20 protein-coding genes and 1 tRNA gene are annotated in these 22,454 nt (G+C 63.3%); 5 read left to right on the top strand and 16 right to left on the bottom strand.

Features of this window, described 5'->3' with window-relative positions; translation table 11 throughout:
- Nucleotides 1-22 precede the first annotated feature (22 nt).
- From cobT to cobM, 8 genes are read right to left on the bottom strand one after another with little or no spacing between them, the layout of a single operon-like run.
- The gene (gene cobT, locus ARB25_RS05620; protein WP_082421887.1) at nt 23-1,165 is read right to left on the bottom strand and encodes a nicotinate-nucleotide--dimethylbenzimidazole phosphoribosyltransferase; all 1,143 of its coding nucleotides are present in this window, start codon (nt 1,163-1,165) and stop codon (nt 23-25) included.
- Entirely contained in the window at nt 1,158-2,540 is a 1,383-nt protein-coding gene (locus tag ARB25_RS05615; protein WP_253276055.1) for a cobyrinic acid a,c-diamide synthase CobB, read from the bottom strand. The genes cobT and ARB25_RS05615 overlap by 8 nt, the downstream gene beginning before the upstream one ends.
- Nucleotides 2,537-3,871 carry a precorrin-6y C5,15-methyltransferase (decarboxylating) subunit CbiE gene (gene cbiE, locus ARB25_RS05610; protein WP_055286474.1) on the bottom strand — a complete coding sequence of 445 codons (1,335 nt, stop codon included), beginning with the start codon at nt 3,869-3,871 and terminating at the stop codon, nt 2,537-2,539. Before cbiE ends, ARB25_RS05615 begins: the two co-directional genes overlap by 4 nt.
- Entirely contained in the window at nt 3,859-4,584 is a 726-nt protein-coding gene (cobJ, locus tag ARB25_RS05605) for a precorrin-3B C(17)-methyltransferase (RefSeq protein WP_253276054.1), read from the bottom strand. The genes cbiE and cobJ overlap by 13 nt, the downstream gene beginning before the upstream one ends.
- A 17-nt stretch (nt 4,585-4,601) precedes the next feature.
- Nucleotides 4,602-5,687: a cobalt-precorrin 5A hydrolase gene (locus tag ARB25_RS05600; protein ID WP_253276059.1), complete on the bottom strand. Its 1,086-nt coding sequence runs from the start codon at nt 5,685-5,687 to the stop codon at nt 4,602-4,604.
- Between the two features lie 48 nt (nt 5,688-5,735).
- On the bottom strand, nt 5,736-5,969 hold the full coding sequence (locus ARB25_RS09760; protein ID WP_216595113.1) for an SAM-dependent methyltransferase: 234 nt from the start codon (nt 5,967-5,969) through the stop codon (nt 5,736-5,738).
- Nucleotides 5,962-7,146, bottom strand: a complete 1,185-nt coding sequence (cbiD, locus tag ARB25_RS05595) for a cobalt-precorrin-5B (C(1))-methyltransferase CbiD (protein WP_055286468.1) — start codon at nt 7,144-7,146, stop codon at nt 5,962-5,964. The genes ARB25_RS09760 and cbiD overlap by 8 nt, the downstream gene beginning before the upstream one ends.
- Nucleotide 7,147: 1 nt before the next feature.
- Complete coding sequence (cobM, locus tag ARB25_RS05590; protein WP_055286466.1) at nt 7,148-7,939, bottom strand: precorrin-4 C(11)-methyltransferase; 792 nt, start codon at nt 7,937-7,939, stop codon at nt 7,148-7,150.
- A gap of 458 nt (nt 7,940-8,397) precedes the next feature.
- Here cobM and ARB25_RS05585 point away from each other — a divergent pair, with 458 nt between their 5' ends.
- The 5 genes from ARB25_RS05585 to ARB25_RS05565 all read left to right on the top strand — a co-directional run bounded on the left by ARB25_RS05585 (nt 8,398) and on the right by ARB25_RS05565 (nt 13,893).
- Nucleotides 8,398-9,324: a sirohydrochlorin cobaltochelatase gene (locus ARB25_RS05585; RefSeq protein WP_055286465.1), complete on the top strand. Its 927-nt coding sequence runs from the start codon at nt 8,398-8,400 to the stop codon at nt 9,322-9,324.
- 145 nt (nt 9,325-9,469) lie between these two features.
- Complete coding sequence (locus ARB25_RS05580) at nt 9,470-10,003, top strand: hypothetical protein (RefSeq protein ID WP_035138217.1); 534 nt, start codon at nt 9,470-9,472, stop codon at nt 10,001-10,003.
- A gap of 163 nt (nt 10,004-10,166) precedes the next feature.
- Nucleotides 10,167-11,579 carry an ABC transporter substrate-binding protein gene (locus ARB25_RS05575; RefSeq protein WP_055286463.1) on the top strand — a complete coding sequence of 471 codons (1,413 nt, stop codon included), beginning with the start codon at nt 10,167-10,169 and terminating at the stop codon, nt 11,577-11,579.
- Nucleotides 11,580-11,583: 4 nt separating this feature from the next.
- Nucleotides 11,584-12,624 carry a FecCD family ABC transporter permease gene (locus ARB25_RS05570; protein WP_253276053.1) on the top strand — a complete coding sequence of 347 codons (1,041 nt, stop codon included), beginning with the start codon at nt 11,584-11,586 and terminating at the stop codon, nt 12,622-12,624.
- Entirely contained in the window at nt 12,625-13,893 is a 1,269-nt protein-coding gene (locus tag ARB25_RS05565) for an ABC transporter ATP-binding protein (RefSeq protein ID WP_055286461.1), read from the top strand.
- A 159-nt stretch (nt 13,894-14,052) separates the two neighbouring features.
- On the opposite strand, the gene ARB25_RS05560 is transcribed toward ARB25_RS05565, so the two are convergent.
- The 8 genes from ARB25_RS05560 to ARB25_RS05525 form a co-directional block, all read right to left on the bottom strand.
- Nucleotides 14,053-14,664, bottom strand: a complete 612-nt coding sequence (locus tag ARB25_RS05560; RefSeq protein WP_055286458.1) for a TetR/AcrR family transcriptional regulator — start codon at nt 14,662-14,664, stop codon at nt 14,053-14,055.
- A gap of 116 nt (nt 14,665-14,780) precedes the next feature.
- Nucleotides 14,781-16,088, bottom strand: a complete 1,308-nt coding sequence (locus ARB25_RS05555; protein ID WP_055286456.1) for a lysylphosphatidylglycerol synthase transmembrane domain-containing protein — start codon at nt 16,086-16,088, stop codon at nt 14,781-14,783.
- Between the two features lie 151 nt (nt 16,089-16,239).
- Nucleotides 16,240-16,316: transfer RNA gene (locus tag ARB25_RS05550), tRNA-Glu, on the bottom strand.
- Nucleotides 16,317-16,443: 127 nt separating this feature from the next.
- Nucleotides 16,444-17,838: a CCA tRNA nucleotidyltransferase gene (locus tag ARB25_RS05545; RefSeq protein ID WP_035138209.1), complete on the bottom strand. Its 1,395-nt coding sequence runs from the start codon at nt 17,836-17,838 to the stop codon at nt 16,444-16,446.
- 164 nt (nt 17,839-18,002) lie between these two features.
- On the bottom strand, nt 18,003-18,935 hold the full coding sequence (locus ARB25_RS05540; RefSeq protein ID WP_006233968.1) for a 1-phosphofructokinase family hexose kinase: 933 nt from the start codon (nt 18,933-18,935) through the stop codon (nt 18,003-18,005).
- Between the two features lie 189 nt (nt 18,936-19,124).
- The gene (locus ARB25_RS05535) at nt 19,125-20,057 is read right to left on the bottom strand and encodes a 1-phosphofructokinase family hexose kinase (protein WP_006233969.1); all 933 of its coding nucleotides are present in this window, start codon (nt 20,055-20,057) and stop codon (nt 19,125-19,127) included.
- A 74-nt stretch (nt 20,058-20,131) separates the two neighbouring features.
- On the bottom strand, nt 20,132-21,835 hold the full coding sequence (ptsP, locus tag ARB25_RS05530; RefSeq protein ID WP_035138206.1) for a phosphoenolpyruvate--protein phosphotransferase: 1,704 nt from the start codon (nt 21,833-21,835) through the stop codon (nt 20,132-20,134).
- 133 nt (nt 21,836-21,968) lie between these two features.
- Nucleotides 21,969-22,232 carry an HPr family phosphocarrier protein gene (locus tag ARB25_RS05525; protein ID WP_022094575.1) on the bottom strand — a complete coding sequence of 88 codons (264 nt, stop codon included), beginning with the start codon at nt 22,230-22,232 and terminating at the stop codon, nt 21,969-21,971.
- Between the last annotated feature and the right edge of the window lie 222 nt (nt 22,233-22,454).

The raw sequence follows: 22,454 nt of genomic DNA, 5'->3' as shown, positions 1-22,454 counted from the left end.
GCGCCGATAACGAACGTCACCGTCATTTCCCAGCCTCGAAATGCTCGTAAGCAGCCATGCCAGTCGCCGTGAACGTCTTCCCATCCCGGTACACGCGCAGCGCCGAATCAAGAAGGGGCAGATACGCCATGGCGCCCACGCCCTCGCCCAAGTGCATGCCTGCGTCGAGGGGTGCCTTTATACCGAGCTCGCGAAGGAGCTCCTGGCTTGCGGGTTCGCTTGATGCGTGGGTGCCCACGAGGTAGCCCAAGGCGTTGGGGCACAGGCGCGCCGCGCACAGGGCCGCCGTGCAGGATATGACCCCGTCGAGGAGCGCCGGCGCCTTCGAGGCCGCGGCCCCCAGGTAGAAGCCGCACATCGCCGCGATATCGAAGCCGCCCACCTTCGAGAGCACGTCGATCGGGTCGGCGGGATCGGGCGAGTTCGCGTCGATAGCGCGCTCGACCACGTCGCGCTTACGCGCGAGCGAGGCGTCCGAGAGCCCCGCGCCGCGCCCGACGAGGCTCCGCGCGTCCGCCCGAATGAGCACTGCGGCCACCGCCGCCGAGGTGGTCGTGTTGCCGATGCCCATCTCGCCCGCGGCGAGAAGGCGCACGCCGGCGCGGACAAGCCCGCACGCGACGGCGATTCCGACATCGATCGCGCGCACGGCCTCATCGCGAGACATAGCGGAGCCGTGCGCGATGTTGCCGCTCCCCCGCCGTACGTTCGCGCGCACCATGCGCGCGTCTTCTATGCCCCGGGCCATACCCACGTCGACGGGCACGACCTCGGCACCCGCGAACGCCGCCATGCGACAGGCGCTCGTGGCCCCCTCGCACATGTTGCGCGCGACGGCTCGCGTCACGTCTTGCCCGCTTTGCGACACGCCTTCGGCAACGACCCCGTTGTCGGAGAAGAATACCGCGAGCGCACGGGGAAACTCGGCAACCTCGGCGCTCCCCTGAGCTGCGGCGATACGCGCGACGGCGTCTTCAAAGTCGCCCAATCCCCCCAAGGGGTGCGCGATGGAGTCCCACGCGGCGTACGCGGCGGCGCGGGCGCACTCGTCTGCGGGCGCGATCCGGGAGAGCGCGGCTTCGAGCACGGCGCCCGGCGCCGAAGAGAACGCGCGCTCGACTTCCTCGCGGATGCAGGCAAGCGCGGTTTCGGTTGCTTCAGCCATGCCGTCTCCTCTCTGCGAACGACGCTGCGGCAGACGCGAACGCGCGCGCAACGTCGGGGTTCGCAGGATAGTACACATGCGGGAAGCCCGCAACCAGGGACGGGGTGGTCGTCATGCACGGCCAGCCCTTGTCGCGCCGGGGCTTCTGCGCCCAGAAGTCGCCGCCCGGGCAGGTGGACTGCCAGTAGTGGAACTCGTGCGCACGGATGCGTGTGCCGCGCGGCCCGTAGAGCCCGTCGCGTTGGGAAGTGAGCTCCACGTACCCGAAATGGGACAGCCTTCCCCCGTTCTCGCTTGAGCCCTCAAGGGCGCCCGCAACAGGCCAGCGCCTCCCCTCGCTATCGGCGATTTCGTGCTGCAGGTACAGAAACCCACCGCATTCGGCGACCGTCGGCATGCCGGATTCCACCGCGCGCCGCACCGCCTCGCGCATCGGCGCGTTCTCGGAGAGCTGCCGCGCATGGAGCTCCGGGTAGCCGCCTCCCAGATAGAGGGCGCTTGTCCCCCGGGGCAAATCGCTATCACACAGGGGGCTGAAAAAGGCAAGCTCGCAACCCAGGTCCTCGAGCGCGCGCAGGTTCTCCTCGTAGTAGAACGAGAACGCCTCGTCACGCGCGACGGCGACGATGGGCCGCGCTCCCGCGATCGGCTCCAACCGGTAAGGTTCCTCGCGGATATCGGGTGCCGTCGCCGCTATTTCGAGCAAGCGGCCGATGTCGACGCTCTTTTCCACCAGCTCGGCCATCTTGTCGATGCGCGCGGAGAGCCGCTCGACCTCGTCGGCGGTCACAAGCCCCAGATGCCGGCTTTCGAGCGAGAACGCCTCGTCGGCGGGGATATTCCCCAAAACCGCGACGCCCGTGTGCTTCTCGATCGGAGGCGCCGCATAGGCGCAGGCAGCGGCGCTCGTCTTGTTCAGCACGACACCGCGCACGTTCGCACAAGGCAGGAACTCGGCGATGCCGCGGATTACGGCGGCGAGCGATAAAGACGCCCCGCGCCCGTTCACCACTAAAATGACCGGCGTTTCCGTGTCGCGCGCAACCTGGTAGCTGCTCGCGTCGGCCACGCCGGGTGCCATGCCGTCGTAGAAGCCCATGACCCCCTCGAGCACCGCGACATCCGCGCCCGCGGCGCCGCGTGCGAGCAGGGCGCGCAGCGTCGGGGCGTCGGTGAAGAAGCCGTCTAAGTTACCCGAGCGCGCGCCCACGACGCGGCGATGAAAGAGCGGGTCAATGTAGTCGGGGCCGCATTTGAAGGCCGCGCATGCAAGGCCGCGGCGCGCGAGCGCGCGCAGGAGCGCGCACATAACGACCGTCTTGCCGCTCCCGCTCGAGGGCGCAGCGACCATGAAGCGTGGGATGGACGTGCTCACCGGGCACCGCCTTCCCCACCTGCACCACGCGCGCTGACGAGGAACACGGGATTTTGCGCCTTCATAAGACGGTGCGAGCCTACAGCCTCGGCGCGGGCGGCCGACACCTGGCACGCCTCGAACCCCTTAAAGCGCGAACCCGAGAGGAGCGCGCACGCCTCGGTGAGTGTCTCAACGGTGACGCATGGCACGCACAGGCGAACCTGCGAATTCTTCTCGAGCGCCGCCTCCACGATGGAGGGAAGCTCGCCCGCGCTCCCGCCGACGAACACGGCGTCGGGGACGGGCAGTTTCGCGAGCGCTTCGGGGGCGACACCGGGGACCGCATGCACGTTGCCGCACCCGAATGCATCCGCGTTCTCTCGGATGAGCCGCACGCCGGCCGCGTTGCGCTCGACCGCCCATACCGATCCCGCTCGCGCGACGAGCGCCGCCTCGATCGACACGCTCCCCGTGCCGGCGCCGACATCCCACACGGTGTCGGTCGCGGTAAGGCACAGCTTCGCGAGCGCGACGGCGCGCACCTCCTGCTTGGTCATGGGAACGTCGCCGCGGATGAAGAGCTCGTCGGGAATGCCCGAGGAAGCGTACGGCCAGCGAGAGCTCGCGGCACGGGATGCGCCCGCAGAGTCCGCCGCGGGCGCAGACGCGCCGGCCGGCGCCTCGGAGGCTGCGCTAGAGCCCGCAGGCGACCCGGCGCCGCCTGCGAACTCGATAAGCATCACGTTCAAGTCGTCGAACGTCTGACCTGCGATTTCACTTGCGGTCGCGCAGGTAATGCGCTCGTCGGGGTACGACAGGCGCTCGGCCACCGTCACGCGCGCGTCCCCGAAGCCCGCATGCACAAGCTCACCCGAAAGCCGCGAGGGGTCTTCCCCGCCCGACGTGACGAGGAAGAGTTCACCTGTGCGCTCGGCCTCGGCCACGATGTCGCACGCCACGCCGTGAGCGCTCGCGAAGCGCCAATCCTGCCATGGACACGCAAGGCGCGCGGCGAGATACGACGCTGAGCTTATGCCGGGAACGACGCGCACGTCCACCTGCGCGTCGCCGGAGAGCGCCTCCACCAGGCGGCGCGCGCCGCTGAACAGCCCCACATCGCCCGTCATCACGACCACGGCGCGCCGCCACGACGCCGCATCGGTGAGCGCGGCGACGATGTCCGCCGTCTTCACGAGCTCACATCTCACCACGTCGGGCGGCACGTCGATGCCGGCAAGCGCGCGATGAGCGCCGATGACCACGTCGGCGAAGTCGATAGCGTCGAGCGCCGCGCGCGAGAGCAAGTCGGGGTTTCCGGGCCCCGCCCCGATGATCGTTACCTTTCGCATGGAATCTCCCGATACCCGCGTGGCGTGACCATACGGCCGCCTACGAGCTTTGTGTCCGCGTTGCCGACGAACACGGTGGTGAACATGTCGGCGTCGATCTCCCCCAGCTCAGAGAGCCTGCACATGCCCGACTGCTGCCCCTCGCGCCCGATGTTGCGTACCCAGCCGCAGAGCGTGTCGGGGGCCTTCCATTCGAGCATAATCTTCGCCGCGCGTGAGAGCCTGTCGGCGCGCTTTCTGCTGCGCGGGTTGTACAAACAGATGCAGAAGTCGGCGCTCGCCACGGCGGCGAGCCTGCGCTCGATGACCTCCCATGGCGTGAGCAGGTCGGAGAGCGACACGACCGCGAAGTCGTGGGCAAGCGGGGCGCCGAGCACCGCCGACCCGCTCTGAGCCGCGGTGGCCCCGGCGATAACTTCCACGTCTACATCGGGGTAGTCCTCCGCAAGCTCCAGCACGGGGCTCGCCATGCCGTACACGCCCGCGTCGCCGCTGCACACGAGCGCCACGGCGTCTCCACTCTGCGCGCGCGAAAGCGCAAGGCGGCACCGTTCGACCTCGTGCATCATCGGCGTCGCGAGATGCGCCGCGTCGGGCACGGCGGCGAGCGCGAGCTCCACGTATTTCGTGTAACCCACAACGACGTCGGACGCCTCGAGCGCACGCCGAGCCGCAATCGTCATGCCGTCGGGGCCGCCCGGGCCGATTCCCACCACGAAGAGCTTTCCCATCACCGCTCCTTAAACGAAAGTTTAATAGTTACCTTGGAAAACGCGACGGTCACGCCGCCGTGAGCGAGCTTCGGGAAGATAAGTTTGCCCCCCTCCGCGAGCGCTGCCCGCTCGCACACGTTGTCGACCCCCACCGTCGCGCGCACGAAATCAGATGGCGAAACGCTGCCTTCGACCTGCGACAACTCCTCTGCGGAATACGTCGCAAGCGGGATATTGCGCGCGCAGCAGAAGGCGAGCAGACCCTCCTCGTGCGCCTTCACGTCGATCGTCGCCGCCTCGCGCACGGCCGAAGGCGAGATACCCACCTGCCCGCACGCGAGAAGAAACGCCTCCTCGATCGCTTCGGCGCACGCACCGCGACGGCATCCTATGCCCGCAACGATGCAGGGCACGACAAGGCGAAGCGGCTCGGGCGCAGGCGCCTGCGCCCGCACGCCCGCCGGCTTCCCCGTCTCACCGGCGGGCACGACCTCGCCCGTTGTCTCCGCCGCACGAACGGACGCACCTGCATTCGCGCCAGCGAACGGCGACACGACGATATCGGCCCGAGCGCGGTCGGACGCAATGTCAACCCCCTCAGGCGGCTGTCCCGAAATCGGAATGTCGGAATAGAGCGCCACGCGCCCGCCCGAAAGCAGCCGCGCCGACACTCGCTTGATGGCCTCGGGATTCGAAACGGCGAGCCCCGCACAGCGCGCCCACGTATCCACCGCCCACACGCCGCGGACGTCGGTCGCCGTGGTGATGACGGGGATGGCCCCTGCCGCGCGTGCCACAGTTTGCGCAAGCTCGTTCGCACCGCCCAAATGCCCCGACAAAAGCGGGACGGCAAAGCGCCCCGCCTCGTCGATCGCCACAACCGCGGGATCGTTTGCCTTCGAGGCGACATGCGGCGCGATCGCCCGCACGGCGATGCCCGCCGCGCCCACGAACAGAAGCGCGTCCGACGCTTCCCACGCGAGCGCCGTCCATGCGCGCAGGTCGGCCTTCCCCTCGCCGAACCCGCGCGAAACGGAAACGTCCCAGCCAGGGTCGTCTTCACCTGTCTGCGCGCAATCGGAAAGCGCGTGTGCGGTGCGCACCGCCAACGCATACCCCCTCTCAGTGAACGCTATGCAGGAAACCCTCATCTAGCGCACCACCATCGTCGAGAAGTAGCTGCCCCGATCGGGCACATCGTCGAGCGAGCGGTACACGCGCTCGCCCGGAAGCCCACAGTCCTCTACAAGCTCGGCACCGTCGAAGGCATCCTCCTCGCAAAGGAAGCGCTTCGTGTCCGCAAGCGAGCGGCGCGCCTTCATGACCACCTTCGTCCCCGGCCAGCCGATTGCACGGCGCACCCCGTACAGAACGCCTTTACTCATACGTCGCCCCCAATTTCCCGATAACTGCATCGGCGCCCGACGTGCGGAAAAGCTCGCGGCGCTCGGCGTCGAACACGACCGCGGCGATGTCGCATGCGCCCGCCGCGCGTCGGCGCAACCTGTCCTCAATTGCCGCAGCGAGCGAGGCGCGCGCAGCGTCCCCAACGCCGGCGGCCTCGATTACCTCGAGCGCCGCCGTGGTCGTGACGGACGACATGATCTCGCGCACGGTCTTCGCGCCCGCGCCGGCCATGGCCGCGTGGGCGGCCAGAATCTCCGCGCGGCAGTCGGCGGTACGCGAATGGGTGTCCATGATGCCGCCCGCGACCTTCACCAACTTGCCGATGTGTCCCACAAGAAGGACATTGGTAAATCCCTCGCGAACGCAGCAGTCAATCGCATCGCCCACAAAGTTGGAGATGAAGACCACCGGCGCACCGTTTAGGTGGAAATGCCCCGAGATGAACTGCCCGCCGTAGTTGCCGGGTGTGAGCACGACTCCGCGCCGCCCCATAGCCGCATGCTGCCGGATCTCGAGCTCGATGCTGTCGCGCAAGGCAGCGAGGCTGCGCGGCTCGACGATGCCCGTCGTGCCCAGGATGGAGATGCCGCCCTCTATCCCCAGATGCGGGTTGAAGGTCTTTTTGGCAAGGGCAACACCCTCGGGTACCGAAATCGTCACAGCAATATTTCCAGAAAAGCCGTGCGCGGCGCACACCTCGCGCACCGCCGAAGTGATCATCGCGCGCGGCGTCGCGTTGATGGCGGCCGCCCCCACCGGCTGCTCGAGCCCGGGCAATGTCACGCGCCCCACGCCCACGCCGCCATCGACGGAAACTTCCGATTCGCGCGCGGGCACGTCCTTGCTGCCCGCAGCACCCGTGCCCGACCCCGCATGTTCCACGTGCGCGTACACGAGTACGCCGTCAGTCACATCGGCATCGTCGCCTGCGTCCTTTCGCACGGCGCACTGGGCGCACCCCTCGCCGATGCATGCGTCGACCACGTTCGCCTCGACGGGCAGCCCGCCGGGGGTGACGATCGACACGCGGCCGAGGGGCTTTCGTGACAAAAGCATCTCGCAGGCCGCCTTCGCCGCGAGCGCGGCGCAGCTCCCCGTGGTGTAGCCGCAGCGCAGGCGGGTCGTCCCGGTATATATGTAGTGCTCGAAGGCCACGCTAGCTGCTCGCCTTCCGATACCCCGTGGCAAACGAAGGGTCGTAAAGCTTGCTGCGCTCGTACGACTCTGCTTGCGCGCCGTTGTGCGAAAACCCGCCGCGAGCTCCGAGCACGCGGCCCACCACCACGAGCGCCGTGCGGTCGATGCCCTCTCGCGCGCCCGCATCGGCGAGCGTGCCCACTGTGCAGCGCACCACGCGCTCCTCAGGCCAGGTCGCCTTGTACACGAGCGCGGCCGGCTCGTCGGAGCTGCGGCCCGCGGCCAAAAGCTCGGCGGAAAGCTCGGCGAGCATACCCGAGCTCAGGAAGATGACCATAGTCGAGCCACTTTCCGCCATGGTGCGCATGCCCTCGCCCGCGGGCATGGGGGTACGTCCGGAAAGCCGCGTGATCACGACCGACTGGCTGATTCCCGGCAGCGTGTATTCCTGGCGAAGCGCCGCCGCGGCACCGCAAAAGCTCGACACGCCGGGCACCACCTCGTAGTCCACGCCGCGCGCGTCGAGCGCGTCCATCTGCTCCTGGATGGCGCCGTACAGGCACGGGTCGCCCGTGTGCAGGCGCACCACGTCCTCGCCCCGCGCATCTGCCGCGCACATCACGTCGAGCACTTCCTCCAAGGTCATGTGCGCGCTGTCGTAGACGATGCAGGATTCCTTGCACTCAGCGAGCAGCTCGGGGTTCACAAGGCTTCCCGCCCAAACGACCACGTCGGCCGCGCGCAAAAGGCGCGCCCCGCGCAGCGTGATAAGGTCGGCGGCGCCCGAGCCAGCGCCAACGATATGAATCATCCGAGCCTTCCCTTCCCGTTTCTCATCGCAACCGTTTACGCTGCCATTCGCGCAGCGGCCAAAACACGGCGCCCGCAGCGGCAATCGGCGCAAATACGCAGGCAGGAGGCGCAATGCCGCCCGCCCTGGCTTTGACACGTTCAAAAGTGCCCACTATCATAGTAAAAGATTCGGCAACGAGCATATGACAATCGGATAAAAGGAAATGACCGGCGCGGCGCCCGCACAGCCCGCGCTGGCTTGCGGAGGGAACCAGGTGGGAATCCTGGGCAAGGGACATTACTGTATAGGACGCACGGGCGAACCGCCTCGCGCCCCAAGCCAGACTGCTTCGCCTTTTCCTCACGGCATCGCCGTGGCGTTAGCTCCTTGTGAACCCCGAGGGGTGCGCTTTTCTTTCGCTTGTGCCGACAAGCAACTGTCGCCGGGGGACCGGCAAACCGAGGAAAGGAAAAACCATGTCCGACCAGATGTCACGCCGCGGCTTCATGGGCGCCGCAGCAACCGGAGCCTTCGCGCTCGCCGGAGTCGCGCTCGCGGGCTGCTCCAACACCTCCGCGAGTTCCGAGAAATCGAGTGAAAAGGAGAAGGCCGTGAAGCCGGTCATCCTCGTCACGAGCTTCGGCACGAGCTACAACGACTCGCGCCACATCACCATCGGCGCCATCGAAGACGCTATCCGCGAGAAGTACTGGCAGGACTACGACATCCGCCGCGCCTTCACCGCGCAGATCATCATCGACAAGCTGAAGAAGCGCGACGGCATCACGATCGACAACATGACCGAGGCACTCGACCGCTGCGTGGAAGACGGCGTGAAGGAAATCGTCGTGCAGCCGACGCATCTCATGGGTGGCCTGGAATACACCGACGTGAAAGACGAGCTCGACAAGTACGCCGACAAGTTCGACAAGATCTCGCTCGGCGACCCGCTGCTCACCTCCGACGACGACTACAAGAAGGTGGCCGCAGCCATTAAGGAGAACATGGCGTCCTTCGACGACGGCAAGACGGCGCTGTGCCTCATGGGCCACGGCACCGAAGCCGATTCCAACGCCGACTATGCCAAGATGCAGGAAGTGTTCAAGAACGAGGGCTTGACGCAGTTCTTCGTCGGCACCGTCGAGGCTGAACCGACCTGCGAGGATGTAATCGCCGCCGCGAGCGCCGCAGGCTACAAGAAGGCCGTGCTCGCGCCGTTCATGGTGGTCGCGGGCGACCACGCGAACAACGACATGGCAGACGAGACCGACCCCGACAGCTGGGCTGCGAAGTTCGTGGCCGCCGGCTTCGAAGTGACGTGCCTGCTCCAGGGTCTGGGACAGAACGTCGCGGTCGACGACATCTACGTCGCGCACGTGGACGACGCCATCGCCAAGCTGTAAACTCGCCGCGCACGGGGGCGCCGGTCGCGTCCCCATGCAACGGGCATGCGCCTTCCCCGACTGACGGCGCATGCCCGTTGCATTCGCATCCCGCCCGCCCACCGCACGGCGCGGGCGGTCGAAGCGATTGAAAGGAACCCCCTCCATGTTGAAGAAAACCCTCGCCTTCGCCCTGTCAGCGGCGCTTTTCGCGTTCTCGCTCGCCGGCTGCGGCGGAAATTCAATCGACAGCGCAAAGGCAAGCGATGCCGATTCCCAGGAAAAGACCGAACAGGCGGCCGATGCGCCCGAGGGCGCAAGCGCTGCCCCCATCACCGCCGACAAGGTGGCCGACGGCACCTATCCGATCACCGTAGATTCCAGCTCGAACATGTTCAGGATTGTGGACGCCCAGCTCATCGTGGAAAACGGCTCCATGCACTGCGTGATGACGCTTTCCGGCACGGGCTACGGCAAGCTCTTCATGGGCACGGGCGACGAGGCTGCCGCCGCGAGCGAGGCCGACTTCATCCCCTATGTGGAAAACGCGGAAGGCAAGTACACCTACGACGTGCCCGTTGAAGCGCTCGACGAGGACACCGCCTGCGCCGCGTGGAGTATTAGAAAAGAGCAGTGGTACGACCGCACGCTCGTGTTCGAATCCGCCGGCGTCGATCTGCGCGCCGACGCACTGAAGTAACGCCATGCGGTCGATTCTTCCCAAGGGGGAAAGCAGGAAGCGTCGCAGCATCGCGGTGCGCGCGATCGCCTGCGTTCTCGTCGCCCTGTTCGCGCTTCCCTTCGCGGGGTGCAGTGCGAGCCCGAACGCGACCGGTGGCACGGCAGGCTCTCAGGAATACACTGTGAGCGTCTCGCTCTCCGGCGGGTCAGGGCGCGCAAGCATCGCCTCACCCACCACAATTGTGAAGGATGGCGACACCTACACCGCGACCATCACCTGGTCGAGTTCGAACTACGACAAAATGACCGTCAACGGCGTGGACTACGCGCCCGTAAACGACGGCGGCAACTCCACGTTCGAGATACCCGTCACGCTCGACGAGGACATCGCCGTGTCGGCCGAGACCGTCGCCATGTCGACGCCGCACACCATCGACTACACGCTCCACCTCGACTCATCCACCATGAAGGAGAAATCGGGCAACGATGCAAGCGGCGGCTCCCCTGCGGGAACGGCTTCAAGCGCCGCGGCCGACTTCCACAACGCCGATTTGGGCTGCGGCTGGGAGCCGACGGGGGCGCTTCAGCTTGAATACGCCAAGCACTTCACTGTCGACGAGTACGAAGGCGGCCTGCGGCTTATCTGCATTTCGAACGGGGAGCGCTTCCTCGTGGTGCCGCAAGATGCGAAGGTACCTGATGGGTTGAGCTCCGACATCGCGGTCATAAGGCGCCCCGCCGACAAGGTGTACCTCGTGTCGTCGGCAACGATGTGCCTGGTCGACGCGCTCGATGCGAACGACAATATCCTCATGTCGGGCACGAAGGCCGACGATTGCTCGGTCGCGGGCTTCAAAAGCGCGCTCGAAAGTGGGGCGATCACCTACGGCGGCAAGTACAGCGCGCCCGACTACGAGCGAATATCGGCCTCGGGCTGCACGCTCGCCATCGAGAACACCATGATCAACCACACGCCCGATGTGAAGGAAAAGCTGCAGAAGCTCGGGCTCGTCGTGCTCACCGAACAGTCGTCGAGCGAGCCCGAAGCACTCGGGCGCGTCGAGTGGATTAAACTTTTCGGCGTCCTGTTCGACAAAGAAGACGAGGCCGCGCACCTGTTCAACGAGCAGAAGGCCCGCGTCGAGCAAACGTCGGGGCTGGCGTCATCAGGTAAAACCGTGGCGTATTTCTACATTAACTCGAACGGGGCCGCCGTCACGCGGCGGTCGGGCGACTACGTGGCGCAGATGATCGAGCTTGCAGGCGGCAGCTACGCGCTCGATGACGCGCAGACGGCGTCGACGTCAGGTTCGTCAGTAACGCTCGAAATGGAGCGCTTCTACGCGACGGCGAAGGATGCCGACATCATCGTCTACAACGGCACCATCGACGAATCGGTTGCCACCTTGAACGACTTCGTAGGCAAGAACGCGCTATTGTCGCAGTTCAAAGCCGTGAAGAACGGCAACGTCTGGGTCACAAGCGCCGACATGTACCAGCAGATGACTTCTACCGCCGACATTATCGACGAGCTGCACGGGGCGTTCACCTGCGATGACTCGAGCGGCTTCCATTATCTGAGGAAGCTCGGGTAGCGCCATGAGAAGCCGGCTTTCCATAGCATACGACGAATCGGGGCGCGCCGCGCGGTGTCGCGTCGTGACGGCGCTGCTCGCTGTTGCCCTCATCGTGCTCGTCGGGGCCAACCTGTGCATCGGGAGCGTGCTCGTGCCCGCAGACCACATCCCCGGCATCCTTTCGGGCGGCGCGGCCAATTCCATGGAAAGCAAGGTCATCTGGGAGATTCGCCTGCCGCGCGTGCTTTCAGCCGTGCTTCTCGGCGGGGCACTTTCGCTCTCCGGGTTCCTGCTGCAGACGTTTTTCAACAACCCCATCGCCGACCCGTTCATCTTGGGCGTCTCCTCGGGCGCAAAGTTCATCGTCGCGCTTACGATGATCGTACTTCTAGGCGCGAACCAGGCCATGTCCTCGCCGGCCATGGTGGCCGCAGCGTTTCTGGGCTCGCTTATCACCATCGGCTTCGTGCTCCTCATCGCACGGCGCATAAGTTCCATGGCCATGCTCATCGTGGCGGGCGTCATGGTGGGATACATCTGCTCGGCGGCGACGAACTTCCTTATCGCCTTCGCCGACGACCAGTCCATCGTGAACCTGCACAACTGGTCTTTGGGTAGCTTCTCGGGTTCGAGCTGGGACGACATCGCGGTCATCGCGGTCGTGGTGATCACCGTGAGCGCATGCGTATTCGCGATATCGAAGCCCCTTTCCGCCTTCCAGCTGGGAGAAGCCTACGCGAAAAGCGTCGGCGTGAACGTCGCACGCTTCCGCGTGGTGCTCGTCCTTCTAGCGAGCATGCTCTCCGCCTGCGTGACCGCGTTCGCTGGTCCGGTGTCGTTCGTAGGCATCGCGGTTCCGCATCTCGTGAAGTCGGCGCTGAAGTCGTCGAAGCCCATCCGCGTGATTCCTGCGTGCTTCTTGGGAGGCGCCATCTTCTGCGCGGGCTGCGATTTGATCGCGCGCACGCTGTTCTCTCCCGTCGAGCTTTCCATCAGCGCCGTCACCGCTATCTTCGGCGCACCGGTGGTTATAGCGCTCATGTTGAAGAAGCGGGTGAGGTAGATGGGGGAATTCGTGCCGCGGCCCAAAACGCTCGGAGGGGACATTCCATGCTTATACAGTCCTGAGCTCGCACGAAAGCGCCAGAAGGCACTTTCTGCTCGTGCGGAACTGCGCGCGGAACATCTCCTCCGAGCGGAGTCGAACCTCGAAACCCCGGTCGAAACGCAGGCTGACGGAGCGCCGCTTTTCCGCATAAGCGACCTGTCGGCGGGCTACGACAAGAAGGTCGTAGTCGAAGGCGTCGATCTGGAGGTTCGCACGGGCGACGTCGTGGCGCTCATCGGGCCGAATGGCTCGGGCAAGTCGACCATCTTGAAAACCATCACACGCCATCTGGCACCGCTTGCCGGCGCGGTCGAGCTCGACGGGCGGGAGATTTCCAGTTGGAAGACGGCGGAGTTCGCAAGGAACCTTGCCGTTATGCTGACAGATCGCCCCCGGACCGAGCTCCTCACCTGCCGCGATATCGTAGAGGCGGGAAGGCATCCCTACACCGGGCGAATGGGTACACTCTCGCCCGACGACCATAGTCGGGTCGACGAGGCCATGAAAACCGCACATGTGGAAGAGCTCGCCGAGCGCGACTTCATGCAGATAAGCGACGGGCAACGCCAGCGCGTCATGCTCGCACGCGCCATCGCGCAGGATCCGCGTGTGCTCGTGCTCGACGAGCCCACGTCGTATCTCGATATCCGCTACCAGATCGACCTGCTGCGAATACTTCGCCACCTTGCGAAATCGCGGAATGTTGCTGTCATCATGTCCATCCACGAACTCGAGCTCGCGCAGAAAAGCGCCGACAAGGTGATTTGCGTGAAGGACGGCCGGGTCTTCCGCGCCGGCGCACCCGAGGACATATTCACGCGCGAGACGATTGGCGAGCTCTACGGCCTTCAACATGGCACCTTCAACGAGCGCTTCGGCAGCGTGGAAATTGGGCGCCCGCACGGCGATGCGCACACGTTCGTCATCGCCGGCGCAGGAACGGGGTCGGCTGTGTTTCGCCAGCTCATCCGGCATGGCAAGGCGTTCTACGCGGGCGTTCTGCACGAAGGGGACATCGACTGCGAGCTCGCGCGCGACCTGGCGACGGAATGCGTGGCCGAACGCGCCTTCGAGCCGATCGGGGATAAAACCATAGCCCGCGCCAAAGAGCTCCTCGTCCACTGTGCGCACCTCATCGTGTGCCCCACCGCCTTCGGCACCATAAACGCCCGCAACGCAGAGCTCGTCGAGTTCGCACGCTCGCATGGTATCGAGGTCATGTAAGCGTGCGAAGGCGCATCGGAGGATTCCAAATTGGAGTGGGAAGGATAAACTGGACTTTCTTTTAAGGATCCTCAGGCTACAGCTCCCACGCGGCGAGGTCTACAAGGCGCCAGAGAACCTCGTGAACAGGAATTTCCACGCCGACGAGCCCAACTAGGCCTAATCCAAGCGAGATTCCAGACTCGACAGACCATTGAGAGTCAGATCGTTGGCGACCTCAGAGACGCGCTCGATAGGAACCGAGCCGTCAGACAGTGCCCACGTGCGATAGATACCGATAATACCCGACAGCAAAAACGCCAGATAGTAGTCGAACATCTCGTCCTTGAGACCTTGGGGCAGCAGATCGCGCTCGGCAATCTCATGTTCGAGCGGCGCACGAAGACGAGCCATGAAATCATCGAGCGGAATATTCTCGATCAGCTGACGATTGAGCACTAAGTTGTTGCACAGTGCCTCATTAACGGTTTTAAAGAAGGTCGCCGCCGCGCCAAGAGCGCGCTCGCTGGTGTCACCGTCCATAGAAGCAAGCGTTTTCTCGACCGAGTCGACAATCATCTCCACCACATCGACGGCAATGGCATCGAGCAGGCCGTCAACCGTACCAAAGTGAACGTAAAAGGTCTTGCGGTCGACATTGGCCTCGCGCGCGATGGCACTCACCGTAATGTCTGCCAGCGGCTTTTCCATGAGCAGGCGCTCGAAAGCCGAAAGGATGGCATTACGGCTGCGAATGATGCGACGATCAAGACGCGGTTTGCTGGTTGCCATGGGCGTGTCCCTTCGATATGCAAGCATTCATCAACAGATGAGAGATAATCTACGTAAGAGGATTATCCCCCATACAGCACAAATATGCCCCGCATCATGAAGAACGCACGACTGCCCTACTGCGACTTGGGATGCTTCTTCTTATTGATTGCCGACGGAGATACGCGAATACCATCGCCTGTCTGGCGCACATAGGCTTTATGAGCCGGCTTAGCGGTCCCAGAAGCCTTCTGAGCGCGCTTCTTGGGATCAACGGTAACAGCATTCGTGGGGTGCGGCATAGTGGGCGCAGAGGGCGTCTGAGGCGTGCGGCCGAGCTTGCGCATCACACGATCCCAGCGCGCATGGATGCTCTCGTTGTGGGCGCTCTTAAGTCCCAGCAGGGGCGCAGCCAAAATGGTCGGCGCAATAAACGTAATGAGGCGCCACAGCAGATAGCCGGCGGTCGAAGCCGACCCAAAGAAATGACCCAAGAACAATGCAAAGCCGCCCTCAGCGCCACCAGTTCCACCGGGCAGGGGGACCGCAGAGCTCAGCAGCTGGACAAAGGCGCTCGCGGCCATGACCGAGAAAAAGTCGACCTCGTGGTGGCCAAAGGCAAGCATCAGGAAATACGGCACCAGATAGAAAAACGCGAGTTGCAGCATGGTGATGACCACCGTGAGCAGCATGGAAGAAAAATGTCCGGCTGAAAGCTTGAACTTCTCGGAGAAGGAGTAGATCTCGCCATCGACAAACGTGCGCCATCCCTCGATCTTAGTGGCCGAGACACCAATGCGCTCAAGCCAATTGATGATGCAATGGGCGACGCGCGTGACGGTCTTAGGCATGAGCGCGACGGCGAAGATGCCCAGCAAGATGCAGCAGTGCCCACCAAAGCTAAAGACGCACAGCAACGTCATGTCGCCATAGCGCTCGGCAAAAAACGGCATGCGAGCAAGCAGTAGGATAGCGCCCCAGGCAACGAGGCCAAACTGGTACACGATAAAACGCGTGAATTGCGTGGCGCCGGCCTCGCCCACGTTTTGGCCGGCCTTGGTCAGGCGATAGATTTGAGCCGGGGTGGAGCCCATCATCATGGGCGTCAGGTTACCAAAGAAGATGCCACTCGCCTCGACCGAGATCAGGTCGCGGATGCCGACGGGCGAATTGGGATCGAGCCAGACGGCGATCGCATAGGCCACAATGCCAAAGAACAGGTACATGAACATGCAAAGACACGCGACAACGAGCCATGACGCCTGGACGCTCGACATAGCGGCCCAGAACTGCCCCATCTGCCCGGTTACCACCAGATAGACGATATAACCTACCAGCACGACGCCGATAAAGATGGCGCCGCGGCGTGCGCTCTTATTGTCATCTCCGCCCGAGGCCTCAACCTCGACCTGGGGCTTAGACGTATGCTGAGAGGACTCCGTCATGAGACTCCTTCTAACAGTCAAAATATCTTGGATATTGTACCCGTAAGGGCCATAGGCAGAACGCAAAGCTCTGGTTCAAACGGGAATTGCAGACGGTTGTTTGAAAATAAAAAAACCCGGCCTTCCATAGGAAGTCCGGGTATCAGATGCGTGGTAGCCCGTACCAGATTCGAACTGGTGATCTCCGCCTTGAGAGGGCGGCGTCCTAAACCGCTAGACGAACGGGCCACATGACATCTGCACTGCCGTGCTGCGAGGAAATATATTACGGGACAAAAAACGTCAGCGCAAGAAGAAATTCCAAATTGCCGAAAAATTGTCGGCAGGTTATGGAATACGCAGGTAAACTTGGTAGCTAATTCAAGTTGAGATGAACCAAAAGAGCTTCGCGCTCGTTGGGAATATCGTCTTCGATCACGGCGTCGAGGGCGGAGTTGAGAAGCTGACCCAGTTCCGGCCCGGGCTTGACTCCGGCACGGATCAGGTCGCCGCCGTTGATGGCGAGCATCTTGAGCGTATAGGGCTCCCCTGCCTTCAGCAGCTCGTGCGCCAGCGCGCGCATCTCCTCAATCGTCTCAACATAATAGAAGCACGACGGGGCCTTGCCAAGTGTGTCGGCACGCTTAAGGTCCATGAGCTCGTCAATCAGGCGGGCCGTGTCGACGCCCTCACCCGAAAGCGCGCGCATCATATTGAGCAGGCAGGAGCGCTCGGGGCGCAGCGGCTTGTCATGGTATTTGATGAGCAGGCACACGTCGCGCACCAAGTCGTGCGAGAGGGCCAGGCGATCCATAATGACGCGCGCCTTCTTGGCGCCGAGCTCGGGATGACCGTAGAAGTGTCCGCTGCCGGCGTGATCGACCGTGAAGCACTCGGGCTTGGACACATCGTGCAAAAACGCCGCCCACATAAGGCTCGACGAGGGCGCGACGCCGTCACACAGCGCGAGCTCCCCCGCCACCGTCAGCACACGGGCGATATGCACGTAGACGTTAAACGCATGATAGACACTGCGCTGATCAAACCCGCGACCCGCTGCCAACTCGGGCACGGCGGCGCAGATGAGCTCGGGATAGCGGAGCATCGCGTCTCCCCCATGACCGGTCGAAAGAATGCCCTCGAGCTCAATACCCACACGCTCACGCGCCACGGCTTCGAGCAGCGGCGCGCACTCGGCAAGCGCACGCTTGGTCTCGGGCTCAATCATAAAGTCCAGACGGCAGGCAAAGCGCACCGCACGCAGCATGCGCAGGGCGTCCTCGTTAAAGCGACGCTTGGGATCGCCGACAGCGCGAATCAGCTTGCGCTCCAAGTCACCCTGGCCGTCGTAGCGGTCGACAAGCCCGCGCTCGGGATGCCAGGCCATGGCATTGACGGTAAAGTCGCGGCGCGCCAGATCGTCCTCGAGCGAGGCGGCACGCTCCACACTCTGGGGATGGCGACCATCGGTGTAAAAGCCATCCAGACGGTACGTGGTGACCTCGATACGCTCGCCATCGGAAATAGCCGTGATTCCGCCAAATTTAATGCCCGACTCCACAACCGCGATGCCGGCGGCCTCGAGCGCCGCTTTGGACTCCTGCCACAGGCCGCTACAGCACATATCAACATCGTGGCTGGGGTACCCCATCAGGGCGTCGCGCACCCAACCGCCCACGTACCAAGCCTCAAGACCAGCCGCCTCAAGCGCGCGCAGGACGCGCAGGGACGCATCGGACGGTTGAGTACCGTTGAGCGAAACATTGCACATGCCTATGGCCTCCTGCGACTATCAAATTGGCTATCGATTGCGTCTGCAAGAAGTCTAGCAAGAAACAGCCTCCACTGCACACGCAAGTCCGATAAACAAAAACGCATCCGTCCTAGTCTAAGACGGATGCGAAATAATCAAACTATTCAGACAAGGTGCCGGAACTAGCAGACCTGGCGAACCTCGATGTGCTTCTTATATTCGTCCACCTTGGCAAAATCACCCAGACCGGGGCACTCGACCACGTTGGCGCCAGTGGCCATCGAAAGGCGCAGGGCGTCCTCGACGCGCTCGGGGGCGTCGTGCCACACGGACAGGAAGGCAGCGAGCGAGGAATCGCCGGCGCACACCGTCGACAGCAGCTTGACGTCGAAGGTGCGGTTGGCAAACCAGATATGCTCGCCGTTGGAGAAGTACGCACCGGCGCCACCAAGGGTCAGCAGCACGTTCTTGGCGCCCTTGGCGTGCAGCTCGGCCATAGCGCCCTTGACGGACTCGTCGTCGCCACCGCTCACCTTGATGCCAAAGATGTCAAGCAGCTCGTCGTCATTGGGCTTGATCAGCAGTGGCTCCAGAGCAATGAGGTCTGCCAGCTGATGGCTCGAGATGTCGAGGACGAACTCGGCCCCCTTGGCCTTGACACGGCGCAGGACCTCGGCCAAGAAGCCCTCGGAAGTGTTGGGAGGCAGCGAGCCGCTGATGACCAGGCAGGTCATGTCATCGAGCGAATCGATAAGTTCAAACATCTCCTGCTCGTTGGCCTCATTGATGGCGGCACCGGCATTGACCATGTTGTACTCGGTGTCGGGACCGGCGTTGAGGAACACATTGACGCGCGTAATACCGTCGGTCCACACGGGCTTGACGGGCACGCCCAGGGCCTCGGCTCCCTTAACGATAAACTCACCCGAGAAGCCGGCGAAGAAACCCAGGATCGTGGTGTCGACACCATAGTGGTCAAGCGTAAACGAGACGTTGAGGCCTTTGCCGTTGGGCGTGTAGACGGCATTGCGGGTACGCGTGACGGTATTGGCAGTAAGGCCGTCGCAGGCGATGTTGTAATCAATGGCGGGATTAGCAGTGAGCGTGTAAATCATGAATGTTCCTTTCACGAAGCAACGTGTTAATGAAAGTATATTCCACGCATCGGTAAAAGGCTAGGACAACTCGGTGAACGGTGTGGAAGCGATGAAGTACGGCAGGACACCTCTCCCCCATGGCGGAACAAAAAAGGCGCCCCGGCCGAAACCGGGGCGCCGCATGCGCACGAATATGTCGCGTTTCGATTACTGACGATCGAGCTTGCGGACAGCAACGCGCTTGCTGTACTCGTCGACGTGACCGAAGTCACCAATGCCGACGGACTCGGCAACGTTGGCGCCGGTGGCCATAGCGAGCTTCATGGCCTCCTCGACGTTGTCGCGATCCCTGTACCACTTGTGCAGGAACGCAGCGAGGGTGCAGTCGCCGGCGCAGACGGAAGAGACCAGCTTGATGTTGAACTCACGCTTGGCGTACCAGATGTCCTCGCCGTTGGAGAAGTAAGCGTCGCCGCGGCTACCACGGGTGAGCAGCACGTTCTGAACGCCAGCGTCGTGAGCCATCTTCATGGCGACACGAACCTCGTCGTCGGTGTCGACCGGCACGCCGAAGATGGCCTTCATCTCGTGATGGTTCGGCTTGATGAGCAGCGGCTTCTTGTGAGCGAGCTCCTTGAGCTTGTCGGAGGACAGGTCCAGGACGACGTCAGCGCCACGAGCCTGAGCGTGCTCCATGACCTGAGCCAGGAAGTCGGGCGTAGCTTTGGGAGGCACGGAGCCGGAGACGATCAGGCACTCGAGATCGCCCGCGGTGTCCAGGATGTTGTAGAGCTCCTCCTGGTGCTGCGGCGTGATCGGGGCGCCGGGGTTCAGGATGCCGTACTCGTGCTGGCCATCGTTGACGTAGGTGTTAATGCGCGTGATACCGTCGGTCCAGACCGGGCGGCAGAGGCAACCCAGGTTCATGACCTCCTCGACGATGAACTTGCCCGTGAAGCCAGCGAAGAAGCCGAGCGCGACGGTGTCGACGCCCATCTTCTTAAAGGCGAAGGACACGTCGAGGCCCTTGCCGTTAGCCGTGTAGCTGGCCGAACCGGTGCGGACGTTCTCGTCGGGCTCGAGCGGAGAGCTCGAAACCGTCATGTCGACAGCCGGGTTAGCGGTTAGCGTGTAGAACATTTACAGTACCCCCTGTATATGTGAGGGCCGCGTGGCCGGCCCATTCCAACCACGCGGTTACCTCTGATACCAAATTAGCGAGCTGCGGACTCGAGCAGTGCCTTGACCTCGGCGGCGGTGTTGCAGGCGAGCGCCTTCTCGGCGAGCTCGTCGCACTCGGCCTTGGTCCACTGGCTGATGGTCTTACGGGCGCGCAGGATCGACGGAGCACTCATCGAGAACTCCTCCAGGCCCCAGCTGATCAGCAGCGGCTCGAGCAGCGGATCGGCAGCGGCCTCGCCGCACATACCGACCATGATGCCGGCCTTCACGCCGCTCTCGATGATGTTCTTGAGCGAGCGGAGCACGGCGGGATAGTAAACCTGGTACAGGTTGGAGATGGTGTCGTTGCCACGGTCGGCGCACATGGTGTAGCCGATCAGGTCATTGGTGCCGATGGAGAAGAAGTCGGCGACCTCGGCAAGACGGTCTGCGAGCAGCGAAGCGGCGGGCGTCTCGACCATGATGCCGACCTCGATGTTCTCGTTGAACTTGCGCCCCTCTTCGGTCAGCTCGGCCTTGCACTGCTCGACGAGCTCCTTGACAGCCAAGACCTCCTCGACGCAGGTGACGAGCGGGATCATGATCTTGACGTCACCGAAGGCGCTAGCGCGCAGCAGAGCGCGGAGCTGGACCTTGTACTGGTCGGGATTGGCCAAGCAGTAACGCACGGCGCGGAAGCCCATGAAGGGGTTGTCTTCCTTGACCATATGCAGATACGGAATCTCCTTGTCGCCACCCACATCGAGCGTGCGGATGATGACCGGAGCACCCTTGAGCGCGCTGGCGACCTTACGGTAGGCGTTGAACTGCTCCTCCTCGGAAGGAAGCTCAGCAGAGTCCATGAACAGGAACTCGGAGCGGAACAGACCGATAGCCTCGGCGTCGTGATCGAGCGCGTTGGGCACGTCATCGGGGTTACCGATGTTGCAGGCGATGATCTTCTTGATGCCATCGGCAGTCACGGACGGCTTGCCACGGAAGGCCTCGAGGGCTGCCTTCTCGGCAGCGAAGGCCTCGGCCTTGGCGGTGTAGGCAGCGAGCGTCTCCTCGTCGGGATCGGCCTCGACGATACCCTTGCCACCGTCGACGACAACGGTCATACCGTTGCGCAGCGCGGTGCAGCTGTTGGAAACCGAAAGGACAGCCGGGATCTCGAGGGCGCGCGCAATGATCGCGGAGTGCGACGTGCGGCCACCGGTCTCGGTGACGATACCGGCAACGTGGGCCTTATCGATCGTGGCGGTCATGGACGGCGTAAGGTCGTGCACGACAACGACGGTGTTCTCGGGCAGGACGGAGAGGTCGACGACCTCCTTGCCCAGCAGCTCGGCCAGAATACCGGTGCGGATGTCGGCGATGTCGGCCGCGCGCAGACGGAACATCTCGTCGTCCATGGACAGGAACATGTTCTCGAACATGGTCGAGGTGTCCATGAGCGCCTGCTCGGCGCAGGTACCGCCGTCAATGGCGGCGTTGATGGCGTCGGTCATGCCCGGGTCCTGAGCCAGGACAATGTGTCCGCTCATGATCTCGGCCTCGGCCTCGCCCACCGTCTCCTTCATGTGGTCGGCCTGAGCCTGGGTCTTCTCGCAGAAGACCGAAAGAGCGGACTGATAGCGCTCCTTCTCTGCTGCCGAATCAGCAACCTCGTGCGGCTCAAACGTCAAGTCGGGATCGACGGCGACCATGACGGTGCCGATACCGATGCCCTCGGAAGCGTTGACTCCCTGATACATTCCCATTCCTCTCTCCGTGTCATGTGATAAAGCGTTTTGCCATATCCATGACAAAAGAGCGCAGTTACCTTACAACAGGTCACTGCGCCCCCAAATATGAACTTAGTTGTTCAACATGCGACCCGTTTGAGTTCTACTCGCCAAGACCGCTCTTGATGAGCTCGATGGCAGCAGCCAGAGCCTCGGCCTCGTCAGCGCCGTCGCACTTTACCTCGACCTCGGTGCCGCAGGGGATACCAGCAGCCATGAGGGCCATCGGGGACTTGCCGTTGACCTCCTTCTCGGGGGTGACGACCGTCACGTCACAGGCGTACTTGCCCATGGTGGAGGCGAACAGACCAGCCGGACGCATGTGCAGACCCTGAGGATTAACGAGGGTAGCCTTCTCAGAAACCATAGTTGACTCCTTTTTTGTGTTTAACCCCTGTCATGCATGTGGCAGGAGTCAGATTCACGACGTTGTTTATATTAACTCACATCAAACGGTTTTTCATTATGTTTCAGACGAATTATTGGACAGATGTGTTTGTCTTCCGCTTGCTCGCCCACAGGGGCCCGCGCGCGGCCTGTGAGATTTCCTGCTCTACAGTCCTGCTCGCACGAAGAGCACATTAAGTGC

The sequence above is a fragment of the Collinsella aerofaciens genome (genome assembly GCF_001405375.1).
Lineage (GTDB): Bacteria > Actinomycetota > Coriobacteriia > Coriobacteriales > Coriobacteriaceae > Collinsella > Collinsella aerofaciens_F.
The sequence above is the reverse complement of the archived record's forward strand: the minus strand, read 5'-3'. Positions and strand labels throughout refer to the sequence as shown.

Bases quoted from the DNA above. Each gene is read 5' to 3' on its own strand.
- ARB25_RS05570 (WP_253276053.1), top strand. From the start codon at position 11,584: ATGAGAAGCCGGCTTTCCATAGCATACGACGAATCGGGGCGCGCCGCG.
- cobT (WP_082421887.1), bottom strand. From the start codon at position 1,165: ATGGCTGAAGCAACCGAAACCGCGCTTGCCTGCATCCGCGAGGAAGTC.
- ARB25_RS05560 (WP_055286458.1), bottom strand. From the start codon at position 14,664: ATGGCAACCAGCAAACCGCGTCTTGATCGTCGCATCATTCGCAGCCGT.
- ARB25_RS05545 (WP_035138209.1), bottom strand. From the start codon at position 17,838: ATGTGCAATGTTTCGCTCAACGGTACTCAACCGTCCGATGCGTCCCTG.
- ARB25_RS05555 (WP_055286456.1), bottom strand. From the start codon at position 16,088: ATGACGGAGTCCTCTCAGCATACGTCTAAGCCCCAGGTCGAGGTTGAG.
- ARB25_RS05535 (WP_006233969.1), bottom strand. From the start codon at position 20,057: ATGTTCTACACGCTAACCGCTAACCCGGCTGTCGACATGACGGTTTCG.
- cbiE (WP_055286474.1), bottom strand. From the start codon at position 3,871: ATGCGAAAGGTAACGATCATCGGGGCGGGGCCCGGAAACCCCGACTTG.
- ARB25_RS05525 (WP_022094575.1), bottom strand. From the start codon at position 22,232: ATGGTTTCTGAGAAGGCTACCCTCGTTAATCCTCAGGGTCTGCACATG.
- ARB25_RS05540 (WP_006233968.1), bottom strand. From the start codon at position 18,935: ATGATTTACACGCTCACTGCTAATCCCGCCATTGATTACAACATCGCC.
- ptsP (WP_035138206.1), bottom strand. From the start codon at position 21,835: ATGTATCAGGGAGTCAACGCTTCCGAGGGCATCGGTATCGGCACCGTC.
- cobM (WP_055286466.1), bottom strand. From the start codon at position 7,939: ATGATTCATATCGTTGGCGCTGGCTCGGGCGCCGCCGACCTTATCACG.
- ARB25_RS05580 (WP_035138217.1), top strand. From the start codon at position 9,470: ATGTTGAAGAAAACCCTCGCCTTCGCCCTGTCAGCGGCGCTTTTCGCG.
- ARB25_RS05565 (WP_055286461.1), top strand. From the start codon at position 12,625: ATGGGGGAATTCGTGCCGCGGCCCAAAACGCTCGGAGGGGACATTCCA.
- ARB25_RS05585 (WP_055286465.1), top strand. From the start codon at position 8,398: ATGTCCGACCAGATGTCACGCCGCGGCTTCATGGGCGCCGCAGCAACC.
- ARB25_RS09760 (WP_216595113.1), bottom strand. From the start codon at position 5,969: ATGAGTAAAGGCGTTCTGTACGGGGTGCGCCGTGCAATCGGCTGGCCG.